We start from the raw sequence: 13,552 nt of genomic DNA, 5'->3' as shown, positions 1-13,552 counted from the left end.
CCGGGTCGTTCCCGTCCGCCCACGGCGACGGCGGCCCCTGGCTCTGCCCCCACTCACGTCCGCGCGTGCGGCGCCGCCGAGGCACGGTTCCCCCGTTGCCCGGTGCGGCCGGCCGCCCAGCTCCGATCGGAGACCCCCATCATGCGTTCCCTTCCCACCCGTCGTATCGCCGCTGTCGCCATGACCGCCGCCGCCTCCGTGGTGGCGCTGGCCGGCCCGGCCTTCGCGCACGTCACCGTGAACCCGGGTACGGCCGCCCAGGGCGGCTACACGGCCGTGAACTTCCAGGTGCCGAACGAGAGCGACACGGCGAGCACGGTGAAGCTGGAGGTCAACCTGCCGCTGGACCACCCGCTGGCGTCCGTCCGGACCCTGCCGATGACGGGCTGGACGGCGACCGTCGAGAAGGCCAAGCTCGACAAGCCGATCAAGGTGCACGGCAGCGACGTCAACGAGGCCGCCTCCAAGATCACCTGGACCGCCGACCCGGGCACCAAGATCGCCCCCGGCCAGTTCCAGGAGTTCCGGGTCTCGCTCGGCCCGCTGCCGACCGACGCCGACAGCATGGCGTTCAAGGCGCTGCAGACCTACGACAACGGCGACGTCGTCCGCTGGATCGACGAGGCCCAGGCCGGCCAGCCCGAGCCGGCCCACCCGGCCCCGACCCTGAAGCTCACCAAGGCCGCCGCCGGTGACGGCCACGGCGTCACCGCCTCCGCCTCCCCGGCCGGCGGCGCCCACGGGGACAGCTCCGACCACGCCGCCTCCGCCGCCGACGACGGCAAGTCCAGCGACAGCACCGCCCGCACCCTGGGCGTGGTCGGCATCGTGGTCGGCGTGATCGGCACCGCCGTCGGCGTGCTCGGCCTGCGCCGGAAGAACAGCGGCTCCGCCTCCTGACCCCCGCGCCGGCGGGGCCGTACCCCGCACCCGTACCGGGTACGGCCCCGCCGGCGGTCCATCGCGCCTGATCGGATCCACCATGCCCCGAACCACCCGCCCGTCCCGCACCGCCCGGCTGGCCGGCGCCGCCGCGCTCGCCCTGGCCGCCGCGCTGACCCTGTCCGCCTGCGGCTCCTCCGGCGGCGACTCCTCCGCCGCCAAGGTCGTCCAGCAGAAGGAGGACACCCCGTACCAGGGCACCAAGCTGGCGAAGAACTTCGAGAAGCCGGACCTCCAGCTGACCGACACCTCCGGCCAGCCGTACGACCTGCGGCAGCAGACCAACGGCAAGGCCACCCTGCTGTTCTTCGGCTACACCAGCTGCCCGGACGTCTGCCCGACCACCATGGGCGACATCGGCGTGGCGATGAAGGCGCTCTCCGCGGAGGACCGGAAGAAGGTCAACGTCGTCTTCGTCTCCACCGACCCCCAGCGCGACACCCCCAAGGTGCTGCGCACCTGGCTGGACTCGATGGGCACCGACTTCATAGGCCTCACCGGGGACCTGGCGAAGGTGAAGACCGCCGCCAGGTCGCTCGGAATCATGATCGAGGACCCGGTGGTCAACGCGGACGGCACCGTCACCTCCACCCACGGCGCCCAGGTGCTGGCCTTCCTCCCCTCGGACGACAAGGCGCACGTCCTCTACATGAGCGGCACCGAGGAGAAGACCTACGAGCACGACCTGCCGCTGCTCGCCAAGGGGGTCGCGGCGTGAGCGAGCGAAGCGAGCCCACCGACGGGAGGAGTCCGGGGAACCGGCGGTTCCGCCGCTCGGCGCTGGCCGGCGCGGTGCTGGCGACGGTCCTCGGCGGCGGGGCGATACTCGCGGCCTGCGGGACGGGCGGCCAGGGCGGCACGTCGGCGGACGCCGGTCCGGCGAAGCTGAGCGTGGCCGACTCCTACATCCCGCTGCCCCCGGCCGGCGGGATGGGCGCCGGCTACCTGACCGTGCGCAACGACGGCGGGCCGGACCAGCTGCTCAAGGTGACCAGCCCGGCCGCCGGGTCGGTCACCATGCACCGCTCGACCGCCTCGACCATGGAGCAGGTGAACAGTCTGGACGTGCCCGCGCACGGCGCGCTCCAGCTCACCCGCGGCGGCACCCATCTGATGATCATGGACTGGCAGAAGGCCCCCGCCCTGGGCGACGAGCTGGAGCTCGACCTGACCTTCGCCAAGTCCGGCACCATCTCCGTCAAGGTGCCGGTCAAGGAGCTCACCTACCGCCCAGGCCAGAGTTAGGGGACCCGCCAGCATGGAGAAGGCCGCCCACCGCCGAACCGCCCGCCCCCGGACCGTTCAGCCCCCGACCGCCCAGCCCCCGACCGCTCGCCACCGGAGCGTCCCCCGGCGCGTCGCCGCCGCGCTGGGGACACTCGGCGCGCTGCTCGCGCTGATGCTCGCCGGCGCCGCGCCGGCCTCCGCGCACGCCACCCTGGACGCCACCGACCCGGCGCAGAACTCGGTGGTCGCCACCGCCCCGCCGGCGGTGACGCTGACCTTCAGCGAGAGCGTCTCGCTGTCCGGGGACTCGGTCCGGGTGCTCGACCCGGCCGGCAAGGCCGTGGACACCGGCAACCCGGCGCACGCCGACGGCAAGGGCAACACCGCCCGGGTCGGCCTGAACAGCGGGCTCGCCAACGGCACGTACACCGTCGCGTGGCGGGCCGTCTCGGAGGACTCGCACCCGGTCGGCGGGGCGTTCACCTTCTCCATCGGCGCGCCCTCGGACACCTCGGTGTCCACCACCGCGCTCCAGGGCGCCAAGGCCGACACCCTGGTCGCCGCCCTGTACGGGACCGGGCGCACCGTCGCCTACGCGGCGTTCGCGCTGCTCGCCGGGGTCGCCGCCTTCGTGCTGGTCTGCTGGCCGGCCGGCGCCGCCCGGCGTCCGGTGCAGCGGCTGCTGATGACCGGCTGGACGGCGCTGCTGGCCTCGACCGTCGCGGTGCTGATGCTGCGCGGCCCGTACGAGCGCGGCTCGGGCATCGGGCAGGCCCTCGACCTGTCGCTGGTGCGCGCCACCCTGGACGAGCGGATCGGCACCGCGCTGGCCGCCCGGCTGCTGCTGCTCGCGGCGGCCGGGATCTTCCTGTCGCTGCTGGTCGGGCAGCTGGGGCAGCCGCCGAGGCCGGTGGCCGCAGCGGCGGGCGAGCAGGAGGACCGGGGCGAGGACGCCGAGGCCGCCGAACTGCGCGCGCTGGAGCAGCGGGCCGCCGAGCGGCCGCAGCGCGAGGCCCGGCTCGGCCTGGGCGTGGCCGGACTGGTGCTGGCCGTGGCGCTCTCGGCGACCTGGGTCGGCGCCGACCACGCCTCGGTGGGCATCCAGGTCTGGCTGGCGCTGCCGTTCGGCATCCTGCACCTGATCGCGATGGCGCTCTGGCTGGGCGGCCTGGCCTCGCTGCTGGTCGCGCTGCGCGAGGGCGTCGGCGCCGAGGTGGTGGACCGCTTCTCGAAGATCGCCTTCGGTTCGGTGGCCGTGCTGGCCGGCACCGGCATCTACCAGTCCTGGCGGGGCCTGGGCAGCTGGGGCGCGCTGACCGGCACCGAGTATGGGAAGCTGCTGCTGGTGAAGTCCGGCTGCGTGGTCGTGATGCTGGGCGTCGCCTGGATCTCCCGCGGCTGGCTGGCCCGGCTGCGCTCGGCCCCGGCCGAGGCGGCGGAGGTCGAACGGGCCGAGGTGCCCGAGCCGGTCGGCGCCGCGGCGCACGGCGAGGACCCGGTCCGACGGGCCCAGCTGGAGCGCCAGCGGGCCGCCGCGGCGAGCGCCGGGCGCGAGCGCGGACTGACCCCGACCCGCGCCGGGCTGCGCCGCTCGGTGCTGGTCGAGGCGCTGGTCGCGGTGGCGGTGCTGGTGGTCACCACGATGCTCACCAACTCCCCGCCCGGGCGGGTGGCGGGCGAGGTCAAGGCGGCCGGGACCGCCGCCCCGGTGGCGGGTGGCTCCGCGGCCGCCCCGCAGACCGAGCCGGGCCGCACGGTGGAGCTCAAGCTGCCGTACGACACCAAGGGCCGGACCCCGAACGCCAAGGGCATCGCGACCGTCACCCTCAACCCGGCCCGGACCGGCCCGAATGAGGTCAAGCTCGCGCTGGACGGCGCGGACGGCAAGCCGGTGGACGTCCCCGAGGTGCAGCTCGCCTTCACCCTGCCGGACCGCGACCTCGGCCCGCTGCCCGTCGCGCTCACCCCGGAGGGCACCGGCCGCTGGAGCGGCACCGCGCAGCTGCCGCTGGGCGGCACCTGGGTGGTCTCGGTGCAGATCCGTTCCTCCGACATCGACCAGACCACCCCGACCCAGTCGTTCAAGGTCGGGTGAGCGCGGTGGATCCGGACACGGCGGCACCCGACACGGCGGAGCAGGACGCGGTGGAACAGGGTGCGGCGGAACAGGACGCGGTGGAACAGGACGCGGTGGGACTGGACGCGGGGGGACGGCAGGGGGCGACCCCGGCGGGCTTCACCCGGCGGGCACTGCTCGGCACGGCCGGTGCCGGACTGCTGGTCGGCGCCGGGGCCGGCGTGGCCGGGGCGGTCGCCTACGGCCGGCCGGGCACCGACGCGCACCCGACGGGCGGCGCGCTCGGCGCGGGCCGGGTGCCGTTCCGCGGCGAGCACCAGGCCGGCATCCTCGAACCCCAGCAGGCCCGGGTCCAGCTGGCCGCCTTCGACCTGGTCGACGGGGCCGGCCGGGACGGGCTGCGCGCCCTGCTGCAGCGCTGGACCAAGGCCGTCGACCGGCTGACCGCCGGGGAGCCGGCCGAGGAGTTCGACAACCAGGTCGCGCTGGACGCCGGGCCCTGCTCGCTCACCCTCACGCTCGGCCTCGGCGCCGCGCTGTTCGACAAGGCCGGGCTGGCCGACCGCCGCCCGGCGGCCCTCGAACCGCTGCCCGCCTTCCCCGGCGAGGCGCTGGACCCGGCGCGCGGCGAGGGCGACCTGTTCGTCCAGCTCGGCGCCGACGACGCGCTGGTGACGGTGCACGCCCTGCGGACCCTGCAGAAGCTGGCGGCCGGCACGGCGACGCTGCGCTGGCAGTCGGCCGGCTTCGCCCGGACCCCCGGCGCCACCGCCCGCCCGATGACCGGGCGCAACCTGATGGGCCAGATCGACGGCACCAACAACCCCAAGCCGGGCGAGGACGGCTTCGCCGCCAAGGTGTTCTGCACCGCCGGCGGGGACCAGCCGGCCTGGCTGGCCGGAGGCTCGTACCTGGTGTTCCGGCGGATCCGGATGCTGCTGGACCACTGGGAGGAGCTGCCGGTGGAGCGTCAGGAGCGGGTGATCGGACGGCGCAAGGCGGACGGTTCGCCGCTGAACGCGCCGGCCGGATCGGGCGAGGGCACCCCGGTGGACCTCGGCGCCCAGGGCCCGGACGGCGGGCTCGCGATCCCCTCCGACGCCCACGTACGGGTCGCCGCCCCGGCGGGCAACGGCGGGGCAGCGATGCTGCGGCGCGGCTTCTCGTACCACGACGGGGCGCTGCCGGACGGCTCACCGGACGCCGGACTGCTCTTCCTCGCCTTCCAGGCCGACCCCCGCAGGGGCTTCACCCCGGTGCAGCGCAAGCTCTCCCGGGGCGACGGGCTGTCCCGCTTCCTGCGGCACGAGGCGAGCGGGCTGTACGCCGTCCCGCCGGGGGTGCCGGCCGGAGGGTACCTCGGGCAGCAGCTGCTGGAGGGGTAGTTCCGGCCCCCACCGCGGTGGAGCGGTCCCGGCCGGTGGAACGCCGTCCTGCCGGGGCCGCGGAGTCGTTATGGTGACTGCTTCGGCACACCCTGCCCCGGTACCACTCCCGTTCTCTCCACGGAGGCGTCATGTCGGCCACCCGCTACACCTACCTCGGCCCGGCCGGCACCTTCACCGAGGCGGCGCTGCACACCCTGCCCGAGGCGGCGACCCGGGAGCTGGTGCCGCTGTCCTCGGTGGCGCTGGCGCTGGAGGCGGTGCGCGGCGGGGAGGCCGCCGGGGCGTTCGTGCCGATCGAGAACTCGGTGGAGGGCGCGGTCACCGCGACCAACGACGAACTCGCCGCCGGCGCACCGCTGATGATCTACCGTGAGGTGCTGCTGCCGATCAGCTTCGCGCTGCTGGTGCGGCCGGGCACCGAACTGACCGGGGTCAAGACGGTGACCAGCCACCCGGTGGCCCAGCCGCAGGTGCGCAAGTGGCTGGCGGCCAACCTGCCGGACGCCGTCTGGGAGTCGGCCGCCTCCAACGCGGACGGTGCCCGGCTGGTCGCCGAGGGCCGGTACGACGGGGCGTTCGCGGGCGAGTTCGCGGCGCCGATCTACGGGCTGGACCCGCTGGTCAAGGAGATCGCGGACGCGCAGAGCGCGACCACCCGGTTCGTGCTGGTCGGCCGCCCGGGGCGGGTCTCCTCGCCGACCGGGGCGGACAAGACCTCGATGGTGGTCTGGCTGCCGGACGACCACCCGGGTGCGCTGCTGGAGCTGCTGCAGGAGTTCGCGGTGCGCGGGGTGAACCTGATGCGGATCGAGTCCCGGCCGACCGGTGAGGGGCTGGGCAACTACTGCTTCCTGATCGACTGCGAGGGGCACCTGTCCGAGCGGCGGGTGGCCGAGGCGATGATGGGGCTCAAGCGGATCAGTCCGCAGGTGCGGTTCCTCGGTTCCTATCCGCGCGCGGACCGGCAGGCGTCCAGGCACCGGCGGCCGGGGACCTCGGACGAGGATTTCACCGCGGCGGCGGACTGGCTCTCCCGGGCGCTCGACGGGCGCGGGGACATCTGAGCGGGCACATCCGAGCGGGGACATCTGAGAGCGGGCACATCCGCGCAGGGACATCCGGCGGTCCGGGCGTGATCCAGGACGCCTGAACGCCATCTGGTGTCTTTCTGACCTTTTCCGACCGTTATCGACCGGACTGATCAAGTGCGGCGGGTGACCGTGCCGTCATCCACAGGAACGTCCGGCTCCGGGGGCCGCTGTCCACAGGCCTCCCCGCTGTCCACAGCCGCGAGTTATCCACAGGCCTGGGGATGAGTCGACAAAACGGTATAGCCATTGCCCAGAACCGGTCGGACCATCGGTTTGCGTCGCAGAGATGACTAATCCGACCAGAGTCACCCGCTTGCCTGCAAATCACCCGTGCGAGTGCTTCAATTCCCTCACCCGAGAAGGTTCATTGAGGTTTGAAACCTCAATTCCTCGGTTTCGATCAGCGGATGCCGATCATCCCCTCTCATCCACAGGCCCAGGCCCAGGCCTGTGGATAACCCACCCCCGATCCGGACCCCGCCTGTTCCCCACAGAAGTTATCCACAGGAACCGGTGAGTTATCCCCAGGGAAAAACCGGTACCGGTGGAGGAACGCCCGCCCGGTACGCTTGGGCCTGTGATTGACCTTCGCCTGCTCCGTGAGGACCCTGACCGAGTGCGCGCCTCGCAGCGCGTCCGTGGCGAGGACGTCGACGTGGTCGACGCCCTCCTCTCCGCCGACGAGCGACGCCGGTCCTCGGGCAGCCGCTTCGACGAACTGCGCAACGAGCAGCGGGTGCTCGGCAAGCAGGTCGCCCAGGCCAAGGGCGAGGAGAAGACCGCCCTGCTGCAGCGCACCAAGGAACTGGCCGCCGAGGTCAAGGCCGCGGACGCCGAACAGAGCGCGGCCAAGGAGGAGGCGGACCGCCTGCTCCGCTCCCTGTCGAACCTCATCGACCCGGCCGCCCCGGTCGGCGGCGAGGAGGACTTCGTCACCCTGGAGGAGATCGGCACCCCGCGCGACTTCGCCGCCGAGGGCTTCGAGCCCCGCGACCACGTCGAACTCGGCCAGCTGCTGGGCGCGATCGACACCGAGCGCGGCGCCAAGGTCGCCGGTGCCCGCTCCTACTACCTGACCGGTCCCGGCGCGCTGCTGGAGTTCGCCCTGGTCAACATGGCGATCGCCCAGGCCACCGCGGCCGGCTTCATCCCGATGATCACCCCGGCCCTGGTCCGCCCGGCCGCCATGGACGGCACCGGCTTCCTCGGCCAGGCCGCCGAGAACGTGTACCACCTCCCCGAGGAGGACAAGTACCTGGTCGGCACCAGCGAGGTCCCGCTGGCGGCGTACCACATGGACGAGATCATCGAGGCCGACAAGCTGCCGCTGCGCTACGCCGGTTACTCGTCCTGCTTCCGCCGCGAGGCCGGTACCTACGGCAAGGACACCCGCGGCATCATCCGCGTCCACCAGTTCGAGAAGGTGGAGATGTTCGTCTTCACCACGCCCGAGGACGCGGAGAACGAGCACCGCCGGCTGCTCCAGTGGGAGAAGGACTTCCTCAACGCGCTGGAGCTGCCGTACCGGGTGATCGACGTCGCCTCCGGCGACCTCGGCTCCTCGGCCGTGCGCAAGTTCGACATCGAGGCCTGGATCCCGACCCAGGGCAAGTACCGCGAGGTCACCTCGACCTCCAACACCACCGAGTACCAGGCCCGCCGGCTGTCGATCCGGATGCGCGAGGACGGCAAGACCCGCCCGCTCGCCACCCTGAACGGCACCCTGGTCGCCGTCCCGCGCACCATCGTGGCGATCCTGGAGAACCACCAGCAGGCCGACGGCTCGGTCGTCGTGCCCGAGGCGCTGCGTCCGTACCTCGGCGGGCGGACCGTCCTCGAGCCGGTCAAGTGACCTCGACCGCACACCCGATCAGTGGCGAGCTGCCCTACCGGCTGGTCGCCACCGACCTCGACGGCACGCTGCTGACCAGCGCGGAGACCGTCTCGGAGCGCACCCGCGCCGCCCTGGCCACGGCCACCGGCGCGGGCGCGCTGCACATCGTCGTGACCGGCCGCTCGGCCGTCTGGGCCCGCCCGGTCTTCGACGAGATCGGCTACACCGGGATAGCGGTCTGCGGCCAGGGCGCCCAGGTCTACGACGCCGGCGCGCACAAGCTGCTCACCTCGCTCACCCTGGACCGCCGGCTCGCCGCCGTCGCCCTGGAGAAGATCGAGGCCGAGACCGGCCCGCTGGCCGTCGCCGCCAACCAGGACGGCCTGGACGGCCAGGTGCTGGCCGGCCCCGGCTACGAGCTGCTGATCGGCTCCGACCTCCCGGTCGTCCGGGTCGAGCGCGGCGAACTGCTCGCCTCCCCGGTCAGCAAGCTCTACATCCAGCACCCCGGCCTGACCGACGACGCCCTCGCCGAGGCCGCCCGGCGCGCCGCCGGCGACCTGGTCGGCGTGGTGATGGCCGGCGCCGGCGTGGTCGAGCTGCTGCCGCTGGGCCTGTCCAAGGCAACCGGCCTGGCCATTGCCGCCCGCCGCCTGGGGGTGCGCGCCGCCGACACCATCGCCTTCGGCGACATGCCCAACGACGTGCCGATGTTCGGCTGGGCAGCGCACGGCGTGGCCATGGCCAACGCCCACGAGGAGTTGCTCGCCGTCGCCGACGAGGTCACCGCGGGCAATGACGAGGACGGCGTCGCCGTCGTCCTGGAACGCCTCTACCCGGCACGCTGAGCATCGGGGGCCCGCGGTGATCGCCAGCACGCCGGTGGCCCGGTGGACCTGGGGCGAGGCCGTCGCGGCACCCGACCCGCTCGCCCGCTGCCTGCGGGACCTGCGCACCGGCTGGACGGTGCTGGCCGAGCAGCGGCTCGCGGCCGGTGAGCCCGACGTCCGGCTCACCCTCCACGACACCGGCCGGCCGAGCGCCCAGCTGTACCGGGGCGCCCTCACCAGGAACCTGCCGCCCGGCCCGTACGGCTCGGCGGAGGCCTGGTGCACCGTGCCGGGGCTGCTCGACGGCGGGCCCGGCCCACTCGGCCATCTCCCGCTCGGCGATCTCCCGCTCGGCCATCTCCCGGTCGGCGATCTCCCGGCTGGAGTGGCCGCGCCCACCGAGGGGCTGTTCCTGCTGTCCGCCGGCGCGCACACCCGGTTCACCGGAGTGGAGCTGGTGACGTACTCCGACGCCTGGCTGCCCTTCGACCTGCGGGGCCGGGCGCAGCCCGCCGTGCACGCGGCGAACGCGCCCCGGCTGGCGGCCGTGCTGGCCGGGCTGACCGAGGCGTTCGGCCGGGAGCCGGACCCGGCGGAGCCGACCCCCTTCGCCACCCCCACCAGGACCGGCGTGCTCCCCCGCGCGGAGCGGGACGGCAGCCCGTCCGACACCTGGTCCCGCTTCGAACTGGCGGGCCGGTACCGGGAGTTCATCGACGCACCCGGCTTCGGCCGGATCGGCTACCGGCGCACCACGGCGGCCCCCGTGCGCTACGTACCGGTCTCCGACGAGCAAGGGCCGCTCGGGCACCTGTGGGCCTGCGACGCCGAGCACGCGGCGAGCTTCGAACCGCTCGGCCTGGACGTGCTCGACCACCCGGAGCGGTACCGGACGGCCCGCGCGTGGCTGGCCCGGCTGCACACCGCCCACGACCTCGGCCTCACGCCCGGCGAGGCGATGGCCGAGCTGACCGGGTGGGCCCCGGGGGACGCGCGGGGGCCGGTCGACCTCCTGGAGCTGCGGGAGCCGGACGAGCGGGGTTGAACCGGTCGCGGGCCGCGCGAGGCGGTCCGGGCTGTTCAGGGCGGGCTCATCCCCAGTTGTAGGATGACCGGGCAAGTGGTTGTAGGATGACCGACGATCGATGAGTGGTGTGCGAAGGGAGACCCGGCATGAGCGGCGACGGCAACGGCCTGCAGGCGGCCGGGCGACGCTCCCTGGTGGACACCGCGATCGACCGGCTGCGCGAGCAGCTGGCCGACGGGGCCTGGCCGGTGGGGTCGCAGATCCCCACCGAGCACGAGCTGGCCGAACAGCTGCAGGTCGGGCGGAACACCGTGCGGGAGGCGATCCGGGTGCTGGTGCACGCCGGAATGCTGGTCTCCCGGCAGGGCGAGGGGACCTTCGTACGGTCCACCAGCGACCCGGCGGCGGTGCTGCGCGGCGTCCAGCGCTCGGGCATCCGGGACGTCCTGGAGGTCCGTGCCGCGCTGGAGACCGAGGGCGCCCGGCTGGCCGCGCTGCGGCACACCCCCGAGGACATCCGGCGGATGCGGGCCGCGCTGGCCCGGGAGGCCGAGGTCTTCGCGAAGCACCCCGAGCGGGCCGGCCGCGAGGCCACCGTCGAGCACGACCTGGAGTTCCACACCGCCATCGTCGAGGCCGCGCACAACCCGGCCCTGGCCGAGGTGTACCGCTACTTCGGCGCCTCCGTGCACGAGGCGATGACCTCCGCCTTCGGCGACCACGAGATGCCCGAGGCGGTCGTGGCCACCCACGAGGCGCTGGTCGACGCGATCGAGAGCGGCGACCCGGACCGCGCCGAGGCGGCGTGTCGCGCGCTGCTCGCCGAGCCCACCGCGGCCGTCGAGCAGCTGCTCGCGGCCATCGCGGCCCGGAAGTAGGACGGCGCAAGCCCCGCTTCCCTCCGCCCTGCTCCCCTCCCCTCCTCCCCGCTTCCGTCCTCCCCGCGGCCGGTGAAGGCCTTCCTCCGCCGTGCCCGCGCCACCCCCTGAACCACGGAAAGAACAGCACACCCATGGCCGTCACCCGTGCCCAGCAGCCGGTTGTCACCACCCCTGCCCCGCTCCCCGTCCGCTCCCGGCTGGCCCACCCCGCGCCGCTGCTGACCGGCATCCTGCTGGTCGCGCTGAACATGCGCGCCTGCCTGGCCGCCGTCTCCCCGATGGTCGCCGAGATCCAGCGGACCTTCGGGCTGTCCGCCACCGCGAGCGGGCTGATCACCACCGTCCCGGTGCTGTTCCAGGGCGTCGGCGCCCCGCTCACCCCCCGGCTGACCCGCCGGTTCGGCGCCGAGCGGGTCGTGCTGGGCGCGGTGCTGGTGCTCGGCGCCGGCGTGCTGCTGCGGGTGCTGCCCTCGGTGTTCGCGCTGTACGCGGGCTGCGTGGTGATCGGCGTGGCCATCGCGGTGCTGAACGTGTCGATGCCGGGCCTGGTCAAGCGGGAGTTCCCGGACCGCGCGGCCACCATGACCGGCGTCTACTCGACCACCATGCTGGTCGGCGCGACCCTCGCGGCCGGCACCTCCGTCCCACTGGAGCACGCGCTCGGCGGCGGCTGGCGGGCCTCGCTCGGCGCCTGGTCGCTGCTCGCGCTGGTCGCGGCGGTGGCCTGGCTGCCGCAGGTGCTGCGCTCCCGGCAGGCGAAGACGGCGGTCGCCACCGCGACCCAGCCCGCCAAGCCGATCGAGGGCATCTGGAAGTCCCCGCTGGCCTGGCAGATCAGCCTGTTCATGGGCATCTCGTCGCTGCTCGTCTACACCCTGGTCGCCTGGATGCCGACCATCCTGGCCGACCACGGCATGGACCGCGGCCAGGCCGGCCTGGTCTTCGCCTTCTCCAACCTGGTCCAGGTGGCCGGCGCCTTCCTGGTGCCGCTGATGGCCGGCCGGATGACCAGCCAGCGCGCCCTGGCGGTCACCATGGCCGCCCTGAACGGGCTCGGCATCGCGATGCTGCTGGTCGCGCCGGTCTCCGGCGCCTGGGCGACGGCGGCCGTCCTCGGCGTGGCCCAGGGCGGTTCGCTGGGCCTCGGCCTCGCCTTCATCGTGCTGCGCACCGGCACCGCGGCCGGCGCCGCCCAGTTGGGCGGCATGTCCCAGGCGATCGGCTACCTGGTCGCGGCGGCCGGCCCGGTCGGCGCCGGTGCGCTGCACCAGCTCACCGGCGGCTGGGACGCCACCCTGGTGCTGATGCTGGTGCTGGTGCTGGTGGTCGGCGCGGCCGGCTTCGGGGCCGGGCGCAGCCGGACCCTCTGACGTCGCAGGACCCGCTGACGTCACAGGACCAGCTGACGTCACAGGACCCTTTGACGCCGTAGGACCCGCTGACGCCGCCGGGCCCTGTCCCACGGGCAGGGCCCCGGGCGCGGCGGCTACTCCTCGGCGGCCAGGGTCAGCCCGGCGAGCTTCACCGAGGCCAGCACCGTCGCCCCCACGGTGACCACCAGCAGCAGCGGTACGGCCACTCCGAAGGAGACGTCGGCGCCGATCGCGGTGTCCCCGGCCACCGCCTCGGCGACCGCCCGTCCCCACTGCTGGATGCTCAGCGTCCGGGCGCCCTCGACGAAGTTGCCGATCAGCGACTCCCAGATCAGCGCGTACGCCAGCCCGGCCACCACCGCGTGCCGGGTGACCACGCCGAGCAGCAGGAACAGCGCGCTGTACGCGGCCCCGGCGACCAGCACCGCGACGGTGTAGCCGAGCGCCACACCGTCCTCGGTGCCGTACAGCAGCAGCCCGGCGAGCAGCGTCGGGACGGCGGCGAACACCCAGGTGGTGCCGATCGCGACGGTCAGCTTGGTGGTGATGATCTGCCAGCGCGGCAGCGGCTTGGCGAGCAGGTAGACGATCGAGCCGTCGTCGATCTCGGTGGCGATCACCCCGGTGCCGATCACCAGGCCGAGGATCGGGACGAGGGTGCCGAGGTCCAGCTGACCGAGGATCTTGACGGTCAGGCTGTGCGAGTCCCCGCTCGACCCGCTCGCGATGGCCGAGACGACCAGCAGCAGGGCGGGGGCCACCAGGAGCAGGACGCCGCGGCGGCGGCCGAGCAGGCCGCGCAGGGTCAGCCTGGCGACGGTGGGGTTCATGGCCGGTCGGCCCCTTCCTGGGCAACTTCCTGGGCAAAGGTCTGCTTGGTCA

At 74.0% G+C, this 13,552-nt stretch carries 12 protein-coding genes; 11 read left to right on the top strand and 1 reads right to left on the bottom strand.

Features of this window, described 5'->3' with window-relative positions; all coding sequences use genetic code 11:
• Positions 1–141: 141 nt before the first annotated feature.
• The 11 genes from ACZ3YL_RS26370 (at position 142) to ACZ3YL_RS26320 (ending at position 12,667) form a co-directional block, all read left to right on the top strand.
• Positions 142–900, top strand: a complete 759-nt coding sequence (locus tag ACZ3YL_RS26370) for a YcnI family copper-binding membrane protein (RefSeq protein WP_465660055.1) — start codon at positions 142–144, stop codon at positions 898–900.
• A gap of 82 nt (positions 901–982) precedes the next feature.
• Positions 983–1,660 (top strand): SCO family protein, encoded by a 678-nt coding sequence (locus ACZ3YL_RS26365; RefSeq protein WP_188306532.1) that lies wholly within the window; start codon positions 983–985, stop codon positions 1,658–1,660.
• Positions 1,657–2,187 carry a copper chaperone PCu(A)C gene (locus ACZ3YL_RS26360; protein ID WP_317621207.1) on the top strand — a complete coding sequence of 177 codons (531 nt, stop codon included), beginning with the start codon at positions 1,657–1,659 and terminating at the stop codon, positions 2,185–2,187. The genes ACZ3YL_RS26365 and ACZ3YL_RS26360 overlap by 4 nt, the downstream gene beginning before the upstream one ends.
• 13 nt (positions 2,188–2,200) lie before the next feature.
• Positions 2,201–4,264 carry a copper resistance protein CopC gene (locus ACZ3YL_RS26355; protein WP_465660054.1) on the top strand — a complete coding sequence of 688 codons (2,064 nt, stop codon included), beginning with the start codon at positions 2,201–2,203 and terminating at the stop codon, positions 4,262–4,264.
• A 5-nt stretch (positions 4,265–4,269) separates the two neighbouring features.
• Positions 4,270–5,631, top strand: a complete 1,362-nt coding sequence (gene efeB / locus ACZ3YL_RS26350) for an iron uptake transporter deferrochelatase/peroxidase subunit (protein WP_465660053.1) — start codon at positions 4,270–4,272, stop codon at positions 5,629–5,631.
• Between the two features lie 131 nt (positions 5,632–5,762).
• Entirely contained in the window at positions 5,763–6,698 is a 936-nt protein-coding gene (gene pheA, locus ACZ3YL_RS26345; RefSeq protein ID WP_188302700.1) for a prephenate dehydratase, read from the top strand.
• A gap of 604 nt (positions 6,699–7,302) precedes the next feature.
• Complete coding sequence (serS, locus tag ACZ3YL_RS26340) at positions 7,303–8,577, top strand: serine--tRNA ligase (RefSeq protein WP_188302699.1); 1,275 nt, start codon at positions 7,303–7,305, stop codon at positions 8,575–8,577.
• On the top strand, positions 8,574–9,407 hold the full coding sequence (locus tag ACZ3YL_RS26335) for an HAD family hydrolase (RefSeq protein WP_465660052.1): 834 nt from the start codon (positions 8,574–8,576) through the stop codon (positions 9,405–9,407). Before serS ends, ACZ3YL_RS26335 begins: the two co-directional genes overlap by 4 nt.
• A 16-nt stretch (positions 9,408–9,423) precedes the next feature.
• Complete coding sequence (locus tag ACZ3YL_RS26330; RefSeq protein WP_465660051.1) at positions 9,424–10,434, top strand: hypothetical protein; 1,011 nt, start codon at positions 9,424–9,426, stop codon at positions 10,432–10,434.
• A 128-nt stretch (positions 10,435–10,562) separates the two neighbouring features.
• Positions 10,563–11,294: a FadR/GntR family transcriptional regulator gene (locus tag ACZ3YL_RS26325; RefSeq protein ID WP_465660050.1), complete on the top strand. Its 732-nt coding sequence runs from the start codon at positions 10,563–10,565 to the stop codon at positions 11,292–11,294.
• Positions 11,295–11,428: 134 nt separating this feature from the next.
• Positions 11,429–12,667 carry a CynX/NimT family MFS transporter gene (locus ACZ3YL_RS26320; protein WP_465660049.1) on the top strand — a complete coding sequence of 413 codons (1,239 nt, stop codon included), beginning with the start codon at positions 11,429–11,431 and terminating at the stop codon, positions 12,665–12,667.
• Positions 12,668–12,783: 116 nt separating this feature from the next.
• On the opposite strand, the gene ACZ3YL_RS26315 is transcribed toward ACZ3YL_RS26320, so the two are convergent.
• Positions 12,784–13,500 (bottom strand): ABC transporter permease, encoded by a 717-nt coding sequence (locus ACZ3YL_RS26315; RefSeq protein ID WP_188302695.1) that lies wholly within the window; start codon positions 13,498–13,500, stop codon positions 12,784–12,786.
• Between the last annotated feature and the right edge of the window lie 52 nt (positions 13,501–13,552).

The sequence above is a fragment of the Kitasatospora sp. NPDC023176 genome (genome assembly GCF_055560495.1).
The sequence above is the reverse complement of the archived record's forward strand: the minus strand, read 5'-3'. Positions and strand labels throughout refer to the sequence as shown.